20 protein-coding genes and 7 pseudogenes are annotated in these 21649 nt (G+C 65.2%); 8 read left to right on the top strand and 19 right to left on the bottom strand.

The window, feature by feature from the left end; all coding sequences use genetic code 11:
• Positions 1–31 precede the first annotated feature (31 nt).
• The 4 genes from rplW to rpsJ are packed head-to-tail and all read right to left on the bottom strand — an operon-like array spanning position 32 to position 1993.
• Entirely contained in the window at positions 32–334 is a 303-nt protein-coding gene (rplW, locus tag M5I08_RS03725) for a 50S ribosomal protein L23 (RefSeq protein WP_219069248.1), read from the bottom strand.
• Complete coding sequence (rplD, locus tag M5I08_RS03720; protein WP_219069247.1) at positions 334–1020, bottom strand: 50S ribosomal protein L4; 687 nt, start codon at positions 1018–1020, stop codon at positions 334–336. The genes rplW and rplD overlap by 1 nt, the downstream gene beginning before the upstream one ends.
• The gene (gene rplC / locus M5I08_RS03715) at positions 1020–1673 is read right to left on the bottom strand and encodes a 50S ribosomal protein L3 (RefSeq protein WP_219069245.1); all 654 of its coding nucleotides are present in this window, start codon (positions 1671–1673) and stop codon (positions 1020–1022) included. The genes rplD and rplC overlap by 1 nt, the downstream gene beginning before the upstream one ends.
• A gap of 14 nt (positions 1674–1687) precedes the next feature.
• On the bottom strand, positions 1688–1993 hold the full coding sequence (rpsJ, locus tag M5I08_RS03710; protein ID WP_003873519.1) for a 30S ribosomal protein S10: 306 nt from the start codon (positions 1991–1993) through the stop codon (positions 1688–1690).
• A gap of 415 nt (positions 1994–2408) precedes the next feature.
• On the opposite strand from rpsJ, the pseudogene M5I08_RS03705 reads away from it, so the two are divergent.
• A pseudogene (locus M5I08_RS03705) lies at positions 2409–2714 on the top strand (DUF4442 domain-containing protein); the annotation flags it as partial.
• Between the two features lie 297 nt (positions 2715–3011).
• Here the strand turns inward: M5I08_RS03705 and M5I08_RS03700 are convergent.
• Positions 3012–4562 carry a carboxylesterase/lipase family protein gene (locus tag M5I08_RS03700; RefSeq protein ID WP_219069265.1) on the bottom strand — a complete coding sequence of 517 codons (1551 nt, stop codon included), beginning with the start codon at positions 4560–4562 and terminating at the stop codon, positions 3012–3014.
• 263 nt (positions 4563–4825) lie between these two features.
• Here M5I08_RS03700 and M5I08_RS03695 point away from each other — a divergent pair, with 263 nt between their 5' ends.
• Both M5I08_RS03695 and M5I08_RS03690 read left to right on the top strand, forming a co-directional pair.
• Complete coding sequence (locus M5I08_RS03695) at positions 4826–5281, top strand: hypothetical protein (RefSeq protein WP_219069241.1); 456 nt, start codon at positions 4826–4828, stop codon at positions 5279–5281.
• Positions 5278–5808: a hypothetical protein gene (locus tag M5I08_RS03690; protein ID WP_219069239.1), complete on the top strand. Its 531-nt coding sequence runs from the start codon at positions 5278–5280 to the stop codon at positions 5806–5808. Before M5I08_RS03695 ends, M5I08_RS03690 begins: the two co-directional genes overlap by 4 nt.
• Here M5I08_RS03690 and mftG read toward each other — a convergent pair.
• The 6 genes and pseudogenes from mftG to mftA all read right to left on the bottom strand — a co-directional run bounded on the left by mftG (position 5707) and on the right by mftA (position 10406).
• Positions 5707–7152, bottom strand: coding sequence for a mycofactocin dehydrogenase MftG (gene mftG, locus M5I08_RS03685; protein ID WP_219069237.1), 1446 nt, complete (start codon positions 7150–7152; stop codon positions 5707–5709). The two genes, M5I08_RS03690 and mftG, sit on opposite strands and share 102 nt — an antisense overlap.
• 3 nt (positions 7153–7155) lie before the next feature.
• On the bottom strand, positions 7156–8568 hold the full coding sequence (mftF, locus tag M5I08_RS03680; protein ID WP_219069235.1) for a mycofactocin biosynthesis glycosyltransferase MftF: 1413 nt from the start codon (positions 8566–8568) through the stop codon (positions 7156–7158).
• Positions 8565–9341 (bottom strand): mycofactocin biosynthesis peptidyl-dipeptidase MftE, encoded by a 777-nt coding sequence (gene mftE / locus M5I08_RS03675; RefSeq protein ID WP_249763291.1) that lies wholly within the window; start codon positions 9339–9341, stop codon positions 8565–8567. The genes mftF and mftE overlap by 4 nt, the downstream gene beginning before the upstream one ends.
• 103 nt (positions 9342–9444) lie before the next feature.
• A pseudogene (locus M5I08_RS03670) lies at positions 9445–10044 on the bottom strand (alpha-hydroxy-acid oxidizing protein).
• Between the two features lie 5 nt (positions 10045–10049).
• Positions 10050–10259 (bottom strand): annotated as a pseudogene (locus M5I08_RS03665) (mycofactocin radical SAM maturase); the annotation flags it as partial.
• 51 nt (positions 10260–10310) lie between these two features.
• Complete coding sequence (gene mftA / locus M5I08_RS03660) at positions 10311–10406, bottom strand: mycofactocin precursor MftA (protein WP_219069233.1); 96 nt, start codon at positions 10404–10406, stop codon at positions 10311–10313.
• Positions 10407–10522: 116 nt separating this feature from the next.
• Here mftA and mftR point away from each other — a divergent pair.
• From mftR to M5I08_RS03650, 3 genes and pseudogenes are all read left to right on the top strand, one after another.
• Positions 10523–11113, top strand: a pseudogene (gene mftR / locus M5I08_RS03655) (mycofactocin system transcriptional regulator MftR); the annotation flags it as partial.
• Positions 11102–11206, top strand: a pseudogene (locus tag M5I08_RS26535) (hypothetical protein); the annotation flags it as partial. The pseudogenes mftR and M5I08_RS26535, both read left to right, overlap by 12 nt.
• Before the next feature lie 10 nt (positions 11207–11216).
• Entirely contained in the window at positions 11217–12245 is a 1029-nt protein-coding gene (locus M5I08_RS03650; protein ID WP_249763290.1) for a DUF2332 domain-containing protein, read from the top strand.
• Positions 12246–12331: 86 nt separating this feature from the next.
• Here the strand turns inward: M5I08_RS03650 and M5I08_RS03645 are convergent, their stop codons facing one another.
• Positions 12332–12814 (bottom strand): Rv2324 family transcriptional regulator, encoded by a 483-nt coding sequence (locus M5I08_RS03645; protein ID WP_219069228.1) that lies wholly within the window; start codon positions 12812–12814, stop codon positions 12332–12334.
• A gap of 113 nt (positions 12815–12927) precedes the next feature.
• Here M5I08_RS03645 and ddaH point away from each other — a divergent pair, with 113 nt between their 5' ends.
• Positions 12928–13791: a dimethylargininase gene (gene ddaH / locus M5I08_RS03640; protein WP_219069226.1), complete on the top strand. Its 864-nt coding sequence runs from the start codon at positions 12928–12930 to the stop codon at positions 13789–13791.
• The gene (rocD, locus tag M5I08_RS03635) at positions 13764–15032 is read left to right on the top strand and encodes an ornithine--oxo-acid transaminase (RefSeq protein ID WP_219069224.1); all 1269 of its coding nucleotides are present in this window, start codon (positions 13764–13766) and stop codon (positions 15030–15032) included. Before ddaH ends, rocD begins: the two co-directional genes overlap by 28 nt.
• 18 nt (positions 15033–15050) lie before the next feature.
• Here the strand turns inward: rocD and phoU are convergent, their stop codons facing one another.
• From phoU to M5I08_RS03600, 7 genes and pseudogenes are all read right to left on the bottom strand, one after another.
• Entirely contained in the window at positions 15051–15716 is a 666-nt protein-coding gene (gene phoU / locus M5I08_RS03630) for a phosphate signaling complex protein PhoU (RefSeq protein WP_219069222.1), read from the bottom strand.
• 83 nt (positions 15717–15799) lie between these two features.
• Positions 15800–16355: pseudogene (locus M5I08_RS03625) on the bottom strand (SDR family oxidoreductase).
• 290 nt (positions 16356–16645) lie between these two features.
• The gene (tuf, locus tag M5I08_RS03620) at positions 16646–17836 is read right to left on the bottom strand and encodes an elongation factor Tu (protein ID WP_219069221.1); all 1191 of its coding nucleotides are present in this window, start codon (positions 17834–17836) and stop codon (positions 16646–16648) included.
• A gap of 107 nt (positions 17837–17943) precedes the next feature.
• The gene (gene fusA, locus M5I08_RS03615; RefSeq protein ID WP_219069219.1) at positions 17944–20049 is read right to left on the bottom strand and encodes an elongation factor G; all 2106 of its coding nucleotides are present in this window, start codon (positions 20047–20049) and stop codon (positions 17944–17946) included.
• Between the two features lie 69 nt (positions 20050–20118).
• Positions 20119–20589: a 30S ribosomal protein S7 gene (rpsG, locus tag M5I08_RS03610; RefSeq protein WP_219069217.1), complete on the bottom strand. Its 471-nt coding sequence runs from the start codon at positions 20587–20589 to the stop codon at positions 20119–20121.
• On the bottom strand, positions 20589–20963 hold the full coding sequence (rpsL, locus tag M5I08_RS03605; RefSeq protein WP_007767794.1) for a 30S ribosomal protein S12: 375 nt from the start codon (positions 20961–20963) through the stop codon (positions 20589–20591). The genes rpsG and rpsL overlap by 1 nt, the downstream gene beginning before the upstream one ends.
• A gap of 297 nt (positions 20964–21260) precedes the next feature.
• Positions 21261–21517 (bottom strand): annotated as a pseudogene (locus M5I08_RS03600) (TetR-like C-terminal domain-containing protein); the annotation flags it as partial.
• Positions 21518–21649: the final 132 nt, after the last annotated feature.

The raw sequence follows: 21649 nt of genomic DNA, 5'->3' as shown, positions 1-21649 counted from the left end.
GTTAAGTCTCTCTATCCTCGCCTTTTCCTGGCTACGCGGTCGCGCCGAACAGGTCGATCGGCTTGCTGCCGGGCGCCAGTGTGACGATGGCGCGCTTGGTGCTCTTCCGCTTGCCGTACCCCGTCCTGGTGCGCTTGCGCTTGCCCTGGCGGTTGGCGGTGTTCACCGCCGCCACCTTGACCGAGAAGATCTTCTCGATCGCGATCTTGATCTGAGTCTTGTTCGAGTCTGAGTGGACAAGGAACGTGTATACGTTGTCGTCGATCAGCCCGTAGGACTTCTCGGAGATGACCGGGGCCAGGATGATGTCGCGGGGGTCCGTAATGGTTGCCATCAGGTGCAAACCCCCTCATCATCTTTTCGCGCGACTTCGCGCCAGGCACTGATGTAGGCGTTCAGCGCCTCGACGGAAAACACCACGTCGTCGGCGCGCAGCACGTCATAGGTGTTGAGCTGGTCCGGCGTCAGGATGTGCACACCAGGCAGGTTTCGCACGCTCTTGGCTCCGGTCTCGTCGCTGCGTCCGATGACCACCAGCACCTGCTTGCGGTCGGACAACGTGCCCAGAAAAACCTTGGCGCTCTTGGTCGACGGCGTCTGGCCGGACACCAGTTCGGTGACCGCATGGATGCGACCATTGCGGGCCCGGTCCGACAACGCGCCGCGTAGCGCAGCGAGGATCATCTTCTTCGGTGTCCGTTGGCTGTAGTCACGGGGCTGAGGACCGTGCACGACGCCGCCGCCGGTGAACTGGGGAGCGCGAGTCGAGCCCTGACGAGCATGACCAGTGCCCTTCTGCCGGTACGGCTTTCGGCCACCGCCGCGAACCTCGCCGCGGGTCTTGGTCGAGTGCGTGCCCTGGCGGGCGGTGGCCCGCTGCGCGGTCACCACCTGGTGCAGCAACGCGATATTCGCGGGTGCGTCGAACAGCTCAGCGGGCAGCTCAACCGAGCCTTCGGTCTTGCCGTCCGGAGTCTTGACGTCAATCGTGCACGCTTTCGTGGCCTTTTCGGCAGTCATCACTTCTCACCTCGTTTGATCGCGCTACGGACCATGACCAGTCCGCCCGTACGACCGGGCACAGCACCCTTGATCAGCAGCACGCCGTTCTCGGCATCGACCTTGTGCACCAAGAGGTTTTGCGTAGTCACCCGGTCATTACCCATCCGGCCGGCCATCCGAGTGCCCTTGAACACCCGCGCCGGAGTGGCGCAACCGCCGATGGAACCGGGACGGCGGTGGACCGCCTGCGCGCCGTGGCTGGCGCCCTGCCCCCGGAAACCGTGCCGCTTCATAGTTCCGGCGAAACCTTTGCCCTTCGAGGTGCCGGTCACATCGACATAGCTTCCGGCAGAGAAGATCTCGGCCGTCAGTTCCTGGCCCACCTGGTAATCGGCTACCGCCTCGGCATCGTCCAGACGGAATTCAGCCAGGTGTCGACGCGGGTTTACACCGGCGGCAGCGTACTGACCGCCCAGCGGCTTGTTGACCTTGCGAGGACTGATCTCCCCGTAGGCCAGCTGCACCGCGCTATAGCCGTCAACCTCAGGCGTACGGATTCGGGTGACCACGTTCGGCCCCGCTTTGACCACCGTCACCGGCACGACATGGTTGTTCTCGTCGAACACCTGCGTCATCCCCAGCTTGGTGCCCAGAATGCCCCTTCTCGCCATTGCTCGCAGATCTCCTACTGGATGTTGACGTCGACGCTGGCAGGCAGATCGATGCGCATCAGCGCGTCAACGGTCTTCGGTGTCGGGTCGAGGATGTCGATCAGCCGCTTGTGGGTGCGCATTTCGAAGTGCTCTCGCGAGTCCTTGTACTTATGCGGAGAGCGAATCACGCAATACACGTTCTTCTCAGTGGGCAACGGCACCGGACCAACCACGCTGGCGCCGGTCCGGACAACCGTCTCGACGATTTTGCGAGCCGAGGCATCAATGGCCTCATGGTCGTAGGCCTTGAGCCTGATGCGGATCTTCTGTCCCGCCACGCTTCTCCCACCTCACTCTCCGGTGTCGGTGACCCGGTGTTCCGTTGGGCGCCAATCGCCCGATCGGTCTGGCCGATCCGGCTGCGCGCCCGCATGTTGCGCCGCTGTTTACCTGTCTTGGTCCACCGGCCCCGCGGTCGGGTGTGTCGCCCGCACGCAGCCTGGTCCGCGATCGAAATTCGTCGCGTTCCAAGGATGGGACCGGACGCGCCCGTTTGGGTGCCGGTCGTATGCCCGACCAGGCGCAAACCCGGTGCAAGGCAACCCGAACAGTATGCCCTAGATCCCGGTATCAGCCAAATTCCCCATCCCGAGGACCGGTCCGACTGATCAGCAGCGTCGCTGCCAGCAGCGCCAGGGCGGCTCAGGCCCGCCCGGGACCACAACTCCTTACTCCAGAGTAAGATATGTCGGCATGACCAGCCCGACCAGCACATATGCGGCATGGCGGCGGCTCTCCGGCCGTCCCGGTGGTACCCGGCCCTTTTCCGCGGCGGCGATGGGAATGCTGATGGAGGCCACCGTGCCGCGCAGTCACCGCTGGATCCCGAAGGCCGTGACTGTCGAATATCTGGAAAAGGCCGCCACGTCGTTGCGGGCGCGGGCGCAGCTGGACCCGCCGGACTTCACACAGATCACCGACGGCGTCGAGCTCGTCGTGCCGGTCACGGCGACCGACCGGCACGGCACCGAGGTCGTGCGCGCCGACATCACCACCTGGGCACGCCGAACACTTCGGCTGGGTTGGGGTTTGCTCGTCGGCAGCTGGAGACCATCTGGAAGCAATCTGGAAGCGATGGAAAATGATCGCAGCCGCTCTGATCGCATGAGCCGCGGTGCTGGTCAAGTTCGTAGGGGCTTGTTACCAGAGGCCGCTGGCGCCGAGTCTGCGCTGGTGGCGTCGAGCCTGCGTTCAGCGCTAGCTTTTTCGCCTCGGCGTCGCCGCCACCGCAGTCTCGGCACCGCAGCGAACAGGCCCGACGAACTTACGAGCGGGACGTGCTTGCCTCTGGCGTGGTCACGACCTGCCCTTCAGTGATGCCCAGAACGGGCACTGATGTGCCTCTTCGAAGTTGGTGATGACGCGGGTGCTGCCGGGACGCAACGACATCCAGACATTTTCGCCGGCGTCGCCGGTTTTAGCCGGCCAGGCGGGTTGGCCGGTGGCCGTGGGCGTGCCGTTGGTGACGAAATGACTCCAGTAACTGACCATCTGGTCGGACAGCATCCGCTGTGCGGGATTCAGCAGCGGTGCGCCGCCGACTTTGAACAGGTAACGCAGCTCCAATGAGTGGCTGGCACCGACCGGAAAATGGACGAGATGAAACGGATTTGGCGCCGGCGCGTGCGGGTCGTCGAACTCATAGGCATACACCGGTGCGGTTGCGCCCCGTTGGCTCAGCGAATCGGCCAATCGGTCGGCGACGCAAGAGAACAGACCGTCGGTCAGCGCCGCCGAGTAGGCGAGCGACGCGTCCCCCCCGTAGTGATCTAGCGAGTAATGCGCCAGCACCGCGGCGCCGTCGGCGCCGAAGATGTCCGCGAGCAAGCGCGGGTATTCGCCCGCCGTGATGCCCCGGCCCAACTTCAAGTACCGCAGCGCCGCGAACATGGTGAACTCGTCGTGGTTGACGCCGATCAGCACCGGGACCCGAGCGGCCCGACCGGCGGCGGATGCCGGTACCGGCGCATCGGGCAACAACGCTGTACCGGTGAGGGGGCCGGAGAGCGCGTCGGAGTCCCCGAGGGAGACATACCACGGCGGACGGTCGAGCGCGGTCGCCGGTAGCGCGCGCAGACATGCCGCGGTGCTGACGGGATTACGGCATCCCACCGACGCCGCGTAATCCACGCTCTCGCGCGCTCCCGTCGCTACGTCTGCTTGCGCCTGACACGGCGCGCTTTGGATGATCGCCGCCCGGAACAGCCCCGCCGATCCGGGTGCCACCAGGTGATCGCACACCGACATGCCGCCCGCGGATTCGCCCGCGACCGTCACTTTGCGCGGATCGCCGCCGAAATCGGCAATATGGTCGCGCACCCAGCGCAGCGCGGCTTGCTGGTCGGCCAGCCCGTAGTTTCCGATGTTGCCCCCCGGCCCGAGCGACGGGTGGGCCAAAAACCCCAGCGCACCTAGCCGATAGTTGATCGTGACGACGACGATGTGCCCCTTGGCCGCCAGCCCGCGCGAGTTATAGATGTCGCCGCTGCCGTTGACAAAGCCGCCGCCATGGATCCACACCATGACCGGGCGCTTGCCGGTCCCGCGTGCGGGCGCCGGCGTCCACACGTTGAGGGTGAGGCAGTTCTCGCCGGTCGCCTTGCCCGCGTGCTGATCAGACCCGGTGTCCTGCATGCACTGGGGCCCCGGCTTAGTGGCGTCCAACATTCCCGACCACTTCGCCGCCGGCCGCGGCGGCTGCCACCGCAGCGGCCCTACTGGCGGCGCTGCATACGGGATGGCTTGAAACAGGCGGTAATCCGCTGCGACCATGCCGCGCATCACGCCCATCGGGGTACGCACGACGCCGGCATCCAGCGGGCCGGCATAAGCCGGCTCGGACTTCATCGATCGGATGCCGCCCCCGCCGCAGGCTGCCACCGCAACGGCTGTCACCAGGCAGGCTGCCCAGGCTCGTCGCGGACGAGATAAACGGATCGACACCAAACCCCAATTATTGACGAAGCTGCGAAGATATTCGCCGATCCCACATCCTAGGCCGACCAGCCACGGCTGCACGCAGCGTTGACCAGCAACTGTCCGACGTCTGCGCGAACTGTGGCGAGGAGGTCGGCCTGGCCACGTTTGCGATCGCGTCGTTCGCGTCGACGGTGTACACCAGTCCGCTGCAGCTCATCGTGGCCCGCGGTGTGGCCGGCGCCGGGGCGGCGTTCATCATGCCCGCCACCCTGTCGCTGTTGACGGCCACGCATCGCGACGAAGAACAGACGAAGGCGGTCGGCATGATCTTCGTATTGGCGTGCACCGTGTCGTCCTCACGCGATGAGAAAGCCACCCCACTGGATTGGGCCGGTGCTGGGTTAATCGCCGGCGCTGTCGCGGTTTTCGTGTCCGGGTTGCTCGAGGCGCCCACACGCGGCTGGAGTCACCCGCTGGTTTACGGGTCGATGAGCGTCGGGATAGTACTGACGGTGGCGTTCGGATTCGTCGAGCTGCGACGGCGCCATCCCCTCGTCGATGTTCGGTTGTTCCGCAGACCGGACTTCACCACCGGATCCGCCACGATCATGGTTTCTGCACGGCGCCAAGCACGACAGCGATCATGACGGCAGTGCCCGACGAGAAGCAGGGGGTTGCCCCGGCGGTCAACGACACCACCCGTGAGGTCGGTGCCGCCCTCGGCGTCGCCCTGGCCGAGTCCATCCTGGCGGCGCGACACGCCCAAGTCCTCACACCGCATCTGGCGGCCTTCCCCGGTCCGGTCCGTGCCCGGGCGTCACATTCACTGGCGCAGGCCCTGGAGATCGCCAAATCGCTTGGCCCGCAGGCTCGCCAACTCATCGGACCCAGCCAGACCGCCTTCCTGCAGGCGATGGAATCGTCGACGCTGGCAATGGGCCTGATCATCGCGATAGCAGCGTTGCTGATCGGTGGCTGGGCGCCGGGCCGCGACGGCCGCCAGCTGCGCCCGATCCGACGGCTTACCTCGCTTCGCCGCGCCGACGGCGCCGGCCGACTCCGGGCCCCGACGTCAGCCGACGAACTCGGCCGCCCGGTGGCCGAGCATGACGATGCTGGCGTGCGGGCCGCGGCTGGTGATCCGCGGCAAGACCGATCCGTCGATCACCCATAACCCGTCGATACCGTGGACCCGGCATTGGTGATCCACCACGGCCGCCGGATCTCCTGCGGGGCCCATCGGTGCGCTGCCGCACAGATGCTGAGACGTCGACCATGTGGGCTCGCCGACTTGGGTTGTCGAGCTGGCCAATTCGCGCGCCAACTCGCAGCCTCGCTGCAACGCGGCGACGTCGGCGGGCTCGCTGTCGTAGCGGTGCTCGATTCGCGGCGGCACCCAAGGGTCGGCGGAAACGAGCGTGATGCGACCCCGCGCCCGCGGCGACATGAGCGCCACACCGATGTGCGGCCAGTCCGGATGGCCCACCGTGCCGTCGCCGACCATCGCCACGAAACCTCCGGTGTACGGCCGTATCTCAATGTCGTCAGAAGTGCGGAGCACCACTTCGAGCACCGGTCGGCCGGGGGCGACTTCCCAGTTGGTCGGCAACACCCATTCGGGATGGTCGCTGCAGGCCATTCCGACCGGCAAGCCGGCCACCACGTCGACCCCGGCGGCGCGCAGCACAGACTCGTCACCTATGCCGGAAAGCATCAGCAGATGCGCTGATTCGATCGCTCCGGCGGATAGCACAGTTCGATCGGCGGTAGCGGTGATCGGGCCTCCCGGCCCGACAGCGTCGACGCCGACGACGCGGCTGCCCGAAAAACGCAGCCGCACTGCTCGGGTCTGGGCCAGCAGCGAGAGGTTGGCTCGAGTTAAGGCGGGCAACAGATATGCCGCACCCGGACCCGCACGCACCCCGTCGACGATGTTGAGCGGCACGGCACCGACGCCTGCCGGTGGCGCGGTGGCACTTGCGATGTCATTGAGGTCCGGTATCCAGGCGAACCCTGCCTGCTGCGCAGCTGTTACGAAAGACGCAGTGCTACCGCTGATTTCACGTGTTCGGCGAATCGCAATGGGTCCCGTGTCGCCGTGGTCCGGTCCGGTGAAATCAAGGTCGGTCTCGATAGCGCGGAAGTGATCGATGACGTCTGACCACATCCAGCCGGACACTTGGTAGCCGTCGAAGTCTCGTGGCAAACCGCGGCAGAAATACCCGCCGTTGACCGCGCCGGAACCGCCGATCGTCGCGCCGCGGATGATCGTGATCTGGCGAGGCGGCTGCTCGGTCAGTTGCGTCTGGTAGCGCTGGACGAGCGGGCTGGCGGCGCCGATCGGCAGCCGCAACCCGTTCGTCGTCTCGGCCCGCAGCGCTGGATCGGCCAGGCCTAGCCCGGCCTCCAATACCGTTACCGCACACCTTGGATCAGCAGAAAGCCGGTTTGCAACAACAGATCCTGCGCTTCCGGCGCCAATGATCAGCACATCGCTGTGCAGCGCGGCTGCGGTCAAGCGTCAGACTCGAATCTGCGGCTTAAGCGGGCCGACGTTGCGGTCCCGCACCACGCTATACCAGAGTCCGAGGCCGTAGGCCAGGTCGTCGAGGCATTTGAGGACCAGATAGGTCAGCAGCCCGATCGGCTTGGCGTCTTCGTCGGCGGACCGCCGGCGGCTGGCCCAGTCCACGACCCCGTCGGCGACAGCAGCGATCAACACCAGGCGGCGAGCGGGCCGGAACACGATCGCCGCCAGCAGCGCGACCGGCCAGTAATGCCGGCAGATCGCCGAGGCCAGTTGCAGCGCCGCCGACCAAAGGCCGCGGGAAGCCACCGTCAGCACATCGGTCATCTGGGTGTCGACACCCTGCAACGTTCTCGCGGTGCGATGACCGGTTAGCGCCGCCACCACCAGCGACGCCAGGTAGGTGAAGCTCGAGCCGATAGCCATCAGGATCCACGCCGCTAGTGCCCAGCCGGATATCATCAGCGGTGCGATCTTGTCGGGGTGTCGCACCGATAACGGCGCGGCCGAGCCACCGTAAAACGCTTTGCGCGCAATCCAATCCCGCAATTGCGTGCGATGATCATGTCCCACCTGCGCGATCGGCTCATAGCGCAGCCGGGCACCGGCTTCGACAAGTCGCCAGCACAGATCGACGTCCTCACCCGAACGCAGGGTCTCGTCGAAGCCGCCGATTTCGCGAAGTTTTCCCGTCCGGCAGATGATCGCCGCACTGGGCACATAAGAGACGCTGGTGTACGGAATGACCGGGGCTTCACGCTGCCCAAGATCCAGCGATGAGCGCACTGCTTCATAGCGAGCGACCAAATTGTCGGTCTGGGCCAGACCGACAATTCGCGGGGCGACCAGTGCCACGGTCGGGTCGCAGAAATGGCCGAGCAGAACTTCCAGCCAGCCGCGTCGCGGCACGACGTCGGAGTCCAGGAAGGCGACGAAGCCCGTCTTGCAGGCCGCAAGACCGGTATTGCGTGCTGCTGCGGGCCCTTTGCTGTGGGTATGTCGCAGCACCTCGACGTCGCGGTGCTGCCCCGCAAAGTCCGCTCGCTCAATCGCGGCCGATGAGCCGTCATCGACCACGATGATGCGCAACCCACGCAGCGCGGCGACCAACCGTCGCAAGCCATACGGGTTGTCCCGCACCGGAATTACGACCGTTACATCGCGATGCGACGGGCCGCCCGCGGGCCGGGGGTGAGCCACCGTCGCGTCGAGCAGGGTTCGGGCCAGCTCGGCGCTCACCGCGTCGTGGACTTTGAGCCGGCCGTCAGCGAGCATGTCGTGGGCGGCGGGCGCCAGCCGCAGCAGCCGGATCGGCGAGCCACCCAGCAGAGCCGAGCCCTGGCCGAGCACTCGCACCCGCCGGTCGACTTGCACAGCAAACCCGTCCGGCAACCGCGTCTGGGTCATGTGAGCATCCCGTCGGCGGTGGGCGCCCAACGTCGGATCCGGTTCACGCAGTCGTCGACCATTTCCGCCAGCATCCGCTTCCCCTCAGCGGCAGTGGCCGTGGTCGGGTCCCCCAATACGCCGACTTCGCTCACCGCCGCGACTCCCCCACGACGCATGGAGGGTAGCAGGTCGGACAACGGCGCTCCGTTGCCCGCACGCCACCGGTCGGTCAGCACGCCGGCCGGCGAAATATAGAGCAATAGTGAAGTTTCAGCGTGCCCGGCGTGGGCGTCGGCGCCTGCCACCGCGCAGGGGCTCCACCCTGCGTCACGTCCTTCCGACCGCAGCTGGCTCACGGCGCGGCCCAGCGCCCTGACGTTGCCGCCATGGCCGTTGATGAAGAGCAGCCGTTGCGCCCAACAGGTGGCTGATCTGCCGTACTCCACCAGCAGCGTGGCCAGCGCCTCGGTGCCGATGGAGATGGTTCCGGGGAAGCTCTGGTGCTCACCGCTGTCGCCGTAGGCGAGGGCCGGTGCCACCATCCAGTGCAGCTGGGGGTCGCCGGACAGGCGGGCGGTGACCTCGCGGGCGACGGCGGTCGCGATCCGGGTGTCGGTGTCCAGCGGCAGGTGGGGCCCGTGCTGTTCGGTGGATCCAACCGGGATCGCGACGCTCACGGACATGGTTTGTAGCTGGCTCGACGTCGAGCCGCCAAGTTCGGCGAGGACGGCCACTCGGTGATGGTAGGCCGAATCCGCCTGCCGTGCATCGGTTGTTGGCGCCCTGGACAAATATTTTGCCGTCGGCCATTCACCAGACCCGGTACCCGACGCCACGTCCGCCACGTCCGCCACGTGAGTATCAATATACCGGCCGGTCTCGCGTGCGCGGCGGCTACGCTCCGCCCGGCGCAGCCGAGGGCACCCCGAGCGCTCGAGCAAAGCACGCGGGCACCAAAATATCGGCCGAGGTGCGGTCGTGCACCGACGCGCGGCCGAGACCCATCAGCGCGGAGTCGATGCCGCCGCGAAGGATGTCGAGCACGTTCTCGTCACCTGGTTGGCCGGCCGGCCGCCACACCGCACAGGTAGACGCGGCCGATCATCACCGCACGGGCTCGGAGTGGCCAGCGCCTTGACGACGTCGCTGCCGCGGCGGACACCGCCGTCCAGCGACACGTCGATCTGGTCGCCGACGGCGGGCGCGGATCGATGCCGGCGTGTCGTCCGGATCTACTGCGTGCACTCCGGTGGGCGAAATGATGACCGGCAAGGAAATCAATTGCCCGATCATGGTTGTCGAGAGGTCGCACTTTTCGACGGCGCCGACGACATGCGGCGCGAAGCCGAGCTCGTCGAACGCCTCGACATTGTCGGAGACGCTCAGCCCCTTCTCGCCGGCGGCGACCAGCGCGGCGTAGACCGACTTCGGCAGCCGCCGTTTCGCGCGTTGCTGCGCGATGGCGACCGTCTCGGACCTGACGTCACGAGCCACGACCAGACCGGGCTTTCATTGCAGAGCCGGGTCGGCATGCTAAGGGTCAGCGGCACCGACCCGCTGCTGCGCCGTCCGTGCGAGTGGTCGCCCGCCGAGGAGGGTTTGTCATGCTCTTGCGCCAGCGCCGGCACCCCATAGCCCTGCACACACTCCGGGTCGGGGCCGTCGATGGGCAGGCCGGTGAAGAACTTGGCCGCCGTGCAACCGCCACGCGTGTCCGGGACCGAATCCGCGCTCGGGCCCCGGCCCGGAGGCGATCATGATCAGTAGACCCCGCACATCCCGTCGATGGACACCTCTTCAATCAAGGTCTCGGTGACGAGATCGGTATCGGCGTCGGTCTGCTGGTTCGGTTCCATAACGGTGCCTTTCGTTATCAGGGTCTCGACAAGTCGCGTCGATCTGGTGACAAACTTCGTCAGGATATGGCATCGAGTGCCAAAAATGGAAGAGGCTTGTTAAAAAGGGGTTGCGAATGCCGGGGCAGGCGCGCGTTGGCCGGAGCCGTTCCACGACGCGAAAGCACATCACCGATGTTGCCCTGCGACTGTTCGACGAGAGCGGCTTCGCCGAGGTAAGCGTCGACGACGTAGCACAGGCTGCGGGCATCGCCCGTCGTACCGTGTTTCGTTACTACGCCTCCAAGAACGCGATCCCCTGGGGAGACTTCGACGCTCACCTGCAGCACTTGCGCAAGCTTTTGAACCACGTCGATGCGGCTATGCCGCTCGGCGAGGCGCTGCGCGCTGCGCTGCTGTCCTTCAACACCTTTGACGACTCGGAAACCATCCGTCACCGGCAGCGAATGCGGGTGATCTTGCAAACCTCCGAACTGCAGGCGTATTCGATGACGATGTATGGGGACTGGCGCAAGGTAGTCGCCGAGTTTGTGGCACGCCGGTCCGGTGTTCGACCGAGCGACCTGGTGCCGCAGACCGTTGCGTGGATGCTGCTCGGCGTCGCCCTGAGTGCCTACCAGTACTGGCTGGACGACGAATCCGTCTCATTGCCCGAGGCTCTCGGAGATGCGTTCGACGTCATCCGCGCCGAACTGGACAAGCTGGACCCGCGCCGTGACGATGCAGTGGGGGTACCCCCGGCCGCGCAGCGGCGAGGGGGACGAAGCGATGAGGAGGAGCGGCGCAGTGGGCAGCCGTGACAGCCGCCTGATGCGGTCTATGCGAGTGCAGGGCCAGATCTGCACCGGCATGGGGTCGCCGATGTACGGCGACATGCTGGAGCGGGTGGCCGCCGACGTAGAAGCCCGCGGTGTCTTTGCCGTCATCCTGTCCGGGCACGAAGACGATGCAGGGCGGCTGGCGCTGCCGCTGCGACTGCTCGGTGGGCTGCACCGGCTGGCGCTCGACGGCCGCGCTCCGCGGCTACGCCGTTGGTATCCGAGTGCAGGCGGGCAGTGGGATGCGCAGGCGGCTTGGCCCGACATCGCGCTCGCCGCCACCGCGCACGCCGACCTGCTGCGGGCCGCGCTCGATCAGCCGCCGCAAACCAACGAGGTGGGCCGGTCCGCCGCGCTGATTGGTGGTTTACTCAAACTTGCTCACGAATTCAATTTGCCTGTCCGGCTTTTCGAGATCGGGTGCAGTGCCGGGCTGAACCTGCGCGCCGACTATTACAACTATCGCCATCGCGGCGGCCAGTGGGGGCCCGCCTACTCGCCGGTGACCATCGACGACGCGTGGCGGGGCCACCTGCCGCCGGCCGCGGACCTGCAGATCGTGCAGCGTCACGGCTACGACATCGCGCCGCTCGACGCCACCAGCCGCGATGGCGAATTGGCACTGCTGAGCTATGTCTGGCCCGATCAGCCCGCGCGGCTGGATCGGTTACGCGGCGCGATCGCGATCGCCCGTCGGGTCCCGGCGCCGTTGCAGCGCCGCAATGCCGTCGAGGCCGTCGCCGGCCTGTCCGCTGCCACCGGCACGCTTACCGTGCTGTGGCATTCCATTATGTGGCAATATCTTTCCGCAGCCGATCAGGCCGCCGTGCTGGCCGGGATCGACGCGCTGGGAACCAACGCCCGGGCCGATTCGCCGTTCGCCCACCTGATGCTGGAACCGCAGCGGCGAACACCCGACTCCCCCGTCGGGTTCGCGGTTCGCGCCCGCTGCTGGCCAGGTGGTGACGACACGCTATTTGGCACATGTTCGCCGCACGGACCGCCGGTGCACTGGGAATAGAGCGGGCGAAGGTCATGTTCGGGCGAGGCGAAGCTGCGCCACAGCGCCGCCATGATAACGAGACCTTCGCGGGTGTGCCCAGGAACTTACCGGCACCGCGGCGACGGGCGGTCGCTCACCCCTGATGCCCGGGATCGGTCAATGAGGTTGGACAGCACGACGATGCTTTCGCTGCGTTCGATGTCGGCGCTGGTGCGGATGCGCTCCAAAGCATCTTCCAGATGCCGCATGTCGCGCGCCAGCACCCGCAGGATCGCGTCGGCGGTCCCGGTCACGGTAGCGGCACTGAGCACCTCGGGAATGTCCATCCAGGCCCGGCGCAGCTCGTCGGGCGAAATCCTGCCGTGACAGTAAACCTGAACGTAGGCCTCGGTTTTCCAACCCAGGGCGCTGCGATCGATGACCGTCGTGAACCCACGGATCACACCGCGCTCATACATCCGGTCGACGCGACGTTTGACCGCCGAGGCCGACAGATTCACCCGCTCGCCGATCTCGGCGAACGTTGCCCGGGCATGCTCGGCGAGTTCGGCGAGAATCTGCTCGTCAATCCCATCCCACCGGTCCACCACTCCTCCTGCACAACAGACTGCCGGAATACGGCCGTCCGCGCAACAGACCTTCCATGTATAAGCAACGCTCGGTGTTTGATTGCGCGGGCGCCGTCCCATACCGTGGATTTATGACGATCTTCACAGACGCTGCAACGCGAACCCCGGCGCGGGAACCCGCCAAAACGACCGAACGCAGGGCTCGCATTCGGCACTACGTCATGACGCCGCCGCACTTTTTCGCCGTCGACTATGCGATCAATCCGTGGATGGACACCGACACCCCGGTCGACGTCACCGTGGCGGTCACGCAGTGGGAACAGCTGCGCGACACCTACCTTCGGCTGGGACACAACGTCGACCTGGTGGCACCCGTTCCCGGCCTACCGGACATGGTCTACGCCGCCAATGGGGGTCTGATAATGGGCGGCACGACGGTGCTGGCCCGGTTCAAATACCCGCAGCGCCAACAAGAATCCACCGCCTACGCGAATTGGATGCGGTCACACGGCTACACCCCGGTGCAGACTCGGCACATCAACGAGGGCCAGGGCGACCTGCTGCCGATAGGTGACATGATTCTGGCGGGCACCGGTTTTCGTACCGATCTGCGCGCGCACGCCGAGATCGCCGCGATCTTCGGTCGGCCTGTCGTCAGCCTGCAGCTGGCCGATCCGCGCTTCTACCACCTTGACACCGCCCTGGCCGTGCTCGATGAAACCACCATCGCCTACTACCCGCCCGCCTTTACCGAATGCTCTCGCGCCCGGCTGGAAACGCTGTTTCCAGCTGCTCTGGTCACAGAGAGTGCCGACGCCTACGTCTTCGGCCTCAACGCGATGTCGGACGGCCGCCACGTTGTGCACCCGGTGGCCGCAGTCGGATTCGCCGAACAATTGCGCGAGGCCGGTTTCGAGCCGACCGGTGTCGATATGTCCGAGCTGCTTAAGGGCGGCGGATCCGTCAAATGCTGCACACTGGAGGTATTTCCGTGAGCCTACTCGACACCACGACCACCAGTCCCGGCGCACTCACCGCGTCGGCGATTGCCCTCGACGAGCGCCACACGGCACACAACTATTCGCCACTGCCGGTGGTCGCCGCCAGCGCACAGGGAGCATGGATCACCGACGTCGAGGGCCGCCGCTACCTGGATTGCCTGTCCGCATATTCCGCAGTGAACTTCGGGCACCGCAATCCCGAAATCACCGCGACCGCGCACGCCCAGCTCGGCCGCGTCACGCTGGTCAGCCGGGCATTCCACGCCGAGGCACTGGGCCACTTTTGCGCGGCATTGGCCGCACTCTGCGCCAAGGAGATGGTGCTGCCGATGAACAGCGGCGCCGAAGCGGTCGAAAGCGCTTTGAAGGTGGCACGCAAGTGGGGCACCGACGTCAAGGGCGTTCCGGCCGGCCAGGCGAACATCATCGTGGCAGACAACAACTTTCACGGCCGGACCATCAGCATCGTCAGCTTTTCCTCTGACCAGACGGCGCGCCGCGGCTTCGGGCCGTTCACACCCGGCTTCCGCTCGGTGCCATTCGGCGACGCCGACGCGCTGGCCGAAGCGATCGACGAGCACACCGTTGCCGTGCTGCTGGAACCGATTCAAGGTGAGGCCGGAGTGATCGTGCCGCCGGACGACTATCTGCGCGCGGTGCGCGAACTCTGCGGTGCGCGCGGCGTTTTGATGATCGCCGATGAGATCCAGTCGGGTCTGGCCCGCACCGGGCGGACCTTCGCTTGCGACCACTGGAACGTGGTGCCCGATATCTACCTGCTCGGAAAAGCATTAGGCGGCGGGGTGGTGCCGTTGTCCGCAGTAGTGGCCAATCGCGACGTGCTGGGCGTACTGCATCCGGGTGAACACGGTTCGACGTTCGGCGGGAACCCCTTTGCGGCGGCGATCGGCAGCACCGTTGTGTCGATGCTGGCTCGCGGTGAATTCCAGGCCCGCGCTGCGCACCTCGGTACGCGGCTGCACCGGCGACTGCGAACGTTGATCGGTCACGGGGTGCTTGCGGTGCGCGGCAAAGGGTTGTGGGCCGGCGTCGACATCGACCCGGCGCTCGGCAGTGCCAAGCAGCTCAGTCTGCGACTGGCCGAGCGCGGAGTTTTGGTCAAAGACACGCAGGAGTCAACCATGCGTATCGCTCCCCCGCTGGTAATTACACCTGCGGAAATCGACTGGGCAGTCGAGCGGTTCGCCGATACGCTGGCGCAGATGGCGCATTGAATCGATTCGACGGCCGGATTACGTCGGCGCCGAAGCACCGTCGGAGAACCGCTCAGTCATCTGGAAGATAACCCGATGCGCCACTTGGACGGCATGGTCGGCAAAGCGCTCATAGTAGCGACCCAGCAGCGTCACGTCGACGGCGGCGGCCACACCGTGCTTCCACTCGCGATCCATCATCACGGTGAACAGGTGGCGGTGCAGGTCATCCATCGCGTCGTCTTCTCTGCGGATGCGCGCGGCCTTTCTCGGGTCACGCGTCAGCAACACCTCCTGCGCACTGTTACCCAACTTGACTGCGATCCTGCCCATTTCAGCGAAGTAGCCCTTGACCTCTTCGGGCAACGCATGCCGAGGATGACGCCAGCGAGCGATCTCGGCGACGTGCAGGGCAAGCGCGGCCATTCTGTCGATGTCGACAATCATTTGGAGGGCGCTGACGATCGCTCGCAGGTCATTGGCAACCGGCGCTTGGAGAGGTGCCAGCAGCACAAACGCGTTCTCCTCCGCGGCGGCGCTCATCGCGGCGGTTTTGTCGTGACAGCTGAAAACCTGTTCGGCCAGCACCAGATCCGCCTGCAGCAGGGCTTCGGTTGCGTGTTCCATGGCAACCCCGGCCAGCCCACACATCTCGCCGAGGTGCTCGGTTAACCTCGCGAGTTCCGCATGATAGACGGTCCGCATGGCGTCCAAGATACGTTGTCGACCTTGACGATAGAGCACGAAGACATATGAAATCGCGTTGAATGTCGGCTTACGTTTTGGTCTCAGTGCTTCAACACGCCCTTGTCGAGCGGGATCTGGGCTCCTGTCAACGTGCCGGAGCCGTCACCGGCGAGCCACGCCACCACATCCGAAACCTCGCTAGCTGCCATAAAGCCATTGGGCTGTAGCGGCATTGGCCCGAAGCTGTGGATGTAATGGGGATGCCGGGCGAACACCTGCATCATCAGATCCGGCTCGATCACGGGCGTGTCGACCGAGTAGGGGTGGATGGAGTCGACTCGGATGCCGAACTCGCCGAGCTCGATCGCGAGAGTGTTGGTCAGCGCGACCAGCCCGTGCTTGGTCGCCGAGTAGTGGCCGTTTCCTGGGTGGCCTTCAGCCCGGCCGACGAGCTGACTACGACGATAGAGCCGCCGTTGCCGGCCTCGATCATCGCGGGTCCTCCGGTGTGGCGGCCGGATAGCTGACGCTCGCCGACACCGGCGCGCAGATGTCGGAGGCAATGATGTCGGCGCCCTCGCGCGCCAGCCGGACCGCGTGCGCTCAGCCCTGGCCGCGTGCGGCGCCGGTGATGAACGCCACCCGTCCTTGCGGCATCCCAGACACGACTGCCCTTTTCGGCGACTGCCGTCAGGCTAGCAGCAAAACTGAAACGTGTTCTAATCGCCCGCCGACGATGCAGTGGGGCAGCCCCAGCCGCGCAGCGGCGAGCGAGACGAAGCGAGGAGGAGGAGGACTGCGCAAACTATGTGATGTGAAAGATCAGGCCGACCAAACCTCCACATACCAGGACGATGATCTGGGCCATGATATCGCCCCAGCATGTGAGGCTCGTGCCGTCTGTCGAACAATGACGCAGGCCAGCCTATCGCCGCTTTGCCTGCAAACTACTTGACGATCTTGGTGACCCGGCCGGCGCCGACGGTTCGGCCACCCTCCCGGATCGCGAAGCGCAGACCCTCGTCCATCGCGACGGGTTGGATCAGCTTCACGATGATGTCGGTGTTGTCACCGGGCATCACCATCTCGGTGCCCTCCGGCAACGTCACCACACCGGTCACGTCGGTGGTGCGGAAGTAGAACTGGGGGCGGTAGTTGTTGAAGAACGGCGTGTGCCGACCACCCTCGTCCTTGGACAGGATGTAGACCTGGCCTTCGAAATCGGTGTGCGGTGTGGTCGTGCCGGGCTTGGTCACCACCTGGCCACGCTCGACGTCCTCACGCTTGATACCACGCAGCAGCAGACCGACGTTGTCACCAGCCTGGCCCTGGTCGAGCAGCTTGCGGAACATCTCCACACCGGTGACCGTGGTCTTGGTGCTGGTCGGCTTGATGCCGACGATCTCGACTTCCTCGTTGACGTTGATCACGCCGCGCTCGACACGGCCGGTGACGACGGTGCCACGGCCGGTGATCGTGAAGACATCCTCCACCGGCATCAGGAACGGCTTGTCGGTGTCGCGGACCGGGTCCGGAATCGACTCGTCGACCGCGTCCATCAGCTCCACGATGCCCTCGACCCACTTCGGGTCCCCCTCGAGGGCCTTGAGAGCGGATACTTTGATCACCGGGGCGTCCTCGTCGAACTCCTGGGCGGCCAGCAGCTCACGCACCTCCAGCTCGACGAGCTCGAGCAGCTCCTCGTCGTCGACCATGTCGGCCTTGTTCAGCGCGACCAGGATGTATGGCACCCCGACCTGACGGGCCAGCAGCACGTGCTCGCGGGTTTGCGGCATCGGGCCGTCGGTGGCGGCAACCACCAGGATCGCGCCGTCCATCTGGGCGGCGCCGGTGATCATGTTCTTGATGTAGTCGGCGTGGCCCGGGGCGTCGACGTGCGCGTAGTGACGCTTCTCGGTCTGGTACTCCACGTGGGAGATGTTGATGGTGATACCGCGCTGACGCTCCTCAGGCGCATTGTCGATCTGGTCGAATGCGCGCGACTCGTTCAACGTAGGGTACTTGTCGTGCAGGACCTTGGTAATAGCCGCGGTCAGCGTGGTCTTGCCGTGGTCAACGTGACCGATGGTCCCGATGTTGACGTGCGGCTTCGTCCGCTCGAACTTCGCCTTCGCCACTTCTGTGTCCTCCTGGACTTGTTGGTGCTTGTTAAAGCAGTGTTGTCATTTCAGTTGTGCCGCGGTAGTGACCGGGCAAGGTTACTCCACCATCGCGTCAGCCTTGATTACTCGCCCGTCGCCTTTGCGATGATCTCCTTCGACACGTTGGCCGGCACTTCGGCGTAGGAGTCGAAAACCATGGAGTAGTTCGCCCGGCCTTGAGTCTTAGACCGCAGGTCGCCGACGTAGCCGAACATCTCCGACAACGGCACATGCGCCTTGACCACACGCGCGCCGCCGCGCTCTTCCATGGCCTGGATCTGGCCACGGCGGGAGTTCAGGTCGCCGATCACGTCGCCCATGTAGTCCTCGGGCGTGATGACCTCGACGGCCATGATCGGTTCCAGGATCACCGGCTGCGCTTGCGCAGCAGCCTTCTTCAGCACCTGCGAACCGGCGATCTTGAACGCCATTTCCGACGAGTCGACCTCGTGGTACGCGCCGTCGAGCAAGATGACCTTCAGGTTCACCAGCGGGTAGCCGGCCAGCACGCCGTACTGCATGGCGTCCTGGGCGCCGGCGTCCACCGACGGGATGTATTCCCGCGGGATGCGCCCACCGGTGACTTTGCTCTCGAACTCGTAGGTCGCGCCGTCGTCGCTGTGGAACGGCTCCAGGCTGATCAGCACCTTGGCGAACTGGCCGGAGCCGCCGGTCTGCTTCTTGTGGGTGAACTCGACCTTTTCCACCGTCCGCTTGATGGTCTCCTTGTAGGCGACCTGCGGCTTACCGACGTTGGCCTCGACCTTGAATTCGCGACGCATGCGGTCGACCAGGACGTCCAGATGCAGCTCGCCCATCCCACCGATCACGGTCTGGCCGGTCTCAGAGTCTTGGTGGACCTTGAAAGTCGGGTCCTCCTCGGCGAGCTTCTGAATCGACAGGCTCAGCTTCTCCTGGTCGCTCTTGGTCTTCGGCTCGATCGCGACCTCGATCACCGGATCGGGGAAGGTCATCGACTCAAGCACGATCTGCTCGTTCGGATCGCTGAGAGTGTCGCCGGTCGTGGTGTCCTTCAGGCCGATCACCGCGTAGATGTGGCCGGCCGACGCCCGCTCGATGGGGTTCTCCTTGTTGGAGTGCATCTGGAACAGCTTGCCCAGCCGCTCCTTCTTGCCTTTGGTCGCGTTGATGACCTGGCTGCCCGATTCGACGGTGCCGGAGTACACCCGGACGTAGGTGAGCTTGCCGAAGAAGGGGTGCGTGGCGACCTTGAACGCCAGCGCGGAGAACGGCTCGTCGGTAGACGGGTTGCGAGTGATCAACACATCCTCTTTGCCGGGCGCGTGGCCTTCGGCGGGCGGTACGTCCAGCGGCGACGGCAAGTAATCGATGACCGCGTCGAGCATCGGCTGCACGCCCTTGTTCTTGAACGCGCTGCCGCACAGCACCGGGTAGGCATCCGAGTTGATGGTCAGCTTTCGGATCGCCGCCTTGATCTCGTCGACCGTTATCTCCTCGCCGCCGACGTACTTCTCCAGCAGCGCCTCGTCGGTTTCGGCGACGGCCTCGAGCAGCTTGGTGCGGTACTCTGCGGCCTTCTCCTGCATGTCGGGCGGGATCGCGATGGTGTCGTAGGTTTCGCCGAGCTTGGTCTCGCCCCGCCACACCTTCGCGTTCATCTCGACCAGGTCGACGACGCCTTCGAAGTCGCCTTCGGAGCCCACCGGAAGCTGGATCGGAATCGCGTTGGCCCCCAGGCGTTCCTCCATCGTCTTAACGGAGAAATAGAAGTCGGCGCCGACCTTGTCCATCTTGTTGACGAAGCAGATCCGCGGGACGTCGTATTTGTCGGCCTGCCGCCAGACCTGCTCGGACTGCGGTTCGACGCCTTCCTTGCCGTCGAAGACGGCGACGGCGCCGTCAAGCACCCGCAAGCTGCGCTCCACCTCGACGGTGAAGTCGACGTGCCCGGGGGTGTCGATGATGTTGATCTGGTTGTCTTTCCAGAAGCAGGTGGTAGCCGCGGAGGTGATGGTGATCCCGCGTTCCTGCTCCTGCTCCATCCAGTCCATGGTGGCGGCGCCGTCATGCACCTCACCGATCTTGTAACTGATACCGGTGTAGTAGAGGATGCGCTCGGTCGTCGTCGTCTTGCCGGCGTCGATGTGCGCCATGATGCCGATGTTGCGGACCCTGGTGAGGTCGGTCAGCACGTCCTTCTGTGCCACAGAAGTCTTCCCACTCTTTCGATTGCTTGTTAGTTCGCTGTCAGTTGCGCCTGGCCACTGCGCCGGCGGTCACCAGCGATAATGTGCGAAGGCGCGGTTTGCCTCGGCCATCTTGTGGGTGTCCTCGCGTCGCTTGACCGAGGCCCCCAGGCCGTTGCTGGCATCCAAGATCTCGTTTGCCAGTCGCTCGATCATGGTCTTTTCCCGACGCTGCTTGGAGAAGCTGACCAGCCAGCGCAGCGCGAGCGTGGTGGACCGCTCAGGACGCACCTCGACGGGCACCTGGTAGGTGGCGCCGCCGACCCGGCGGCTGCGCACCTCCAGAGCTGGCTTGACATTGTCCAAAGCCCGCTTGAGCGTGATCACCGGATCGGTGCCGGTCTTGTCGCGGGCTTGTTCGAGCGCACCATAAACAATGTGCTCAGCCAGCGATTTCTTCCCCTTCAGCAGAACTTTGTTGACCAGCTGCGTAACCAGCTGCGATCCGTAAACCGGATCGTTGACCAGCGGACGCTTCGGCGCGGGCCCCTTGCGCGGCATCAGCTCTTCTCCTTCTTGGCGCCGTAGCGGCTGCGAGCCTGCTTACGGTTCTTGACACCCTGGGTGTCGAGCGAGCCGCGGATGATCTTGTACCGCACGCCCGGCAAGTCCTTGACCCGGCCGCCACGCACCAGCACCATCGAGTGCTCCTGAAGGTTATGGCCCTCGCCCGGGATGTACGCCGTCACCTCAACCTGGCTGGTCAGCTTGACGCGCGCCACCTTCCGAAGCGCCGAATTGGGCTTCTTCGGAGTCGTGGTGTACACGCGAGTGCACACACCACGGCGCTGCGGGCTGCCCTTGAGAGCCGCGGTCTTGACCTTGGCGACCTTGTCGCGGCGCCCCTTGCGGACCAGCTGCTGAATGGTTGGCATCTACCGGCTTTCTCCATTGTCATTTCGGTTGTCAGTGGCTTTAAGCCTCTGTACTGCAGTTATGCCCTGCCGCAGTCCCCCGTGGCCGGGTGTGTCGCATGCGGCCGCCACAGAATTTCATCCGTAACGTCAGGGACATGCGAATTGGCCCGGCGTGCGCACCCTAGATCAAGCGCCTTAAGCCGCCAGGCACGAGCCACCACAATACCCGCCGCTAGTCGGGCAGGTCAAAGCGACAGCAGTGCTACCCCAAAGCGACCCAGTTGGCGTCCGGTACCAGTACCACGCTGCCGGTGCTTATTGCGCGTTGCGTTCGCTGCGCCGCCCCATGCCGGCCACCAAGCCCAGCGCCATGTCGGAGAACACCGTGTCGGTGTCGATCTCGTCCATCACCCCGGTCATTTCCAGCAGCACGAACCCGTGCATTGCCGACCAGAATTCCAACGTCGCGTAAAGGCCTGCTCGGCGTCGAGCCCGTAGGACGACAACACCGCTATCACCGGTTCCGCCGCTTCCTTGGTGGCAGCCGTGAACTCCGGATCGTCACCACCTAATGAGTATTAGCGGGTGCGGCCTTCGGGCAGACTTGCTATCGGTAGCGGCCGGTGGGTGAGCACTGATGCCTCCTGGATTTCGAGTCCTGATGTCAGATCGTCGCCCCCACCGGTTCGCCCGGGAGAAGGGAT

Origin of the sequence: Candidatus Mycobacterium methanotrophicum, assembly GCF_023515995.1 — a bacterium.
In the GTDB taxonomy this organism is placed as follows: domain Bacteria; phylum Actinomycetota; class Actinomycetes; order Mycobacteriales; family Mycobacteriaceae; genus Mycobacterium; species Mycobacterium methanotrophicum.
The sequence above is the reverse complement of the archived record's forward strand: the minus strand, read 5'-3'. Positions and strand labels throughout refer to the sequence as shown.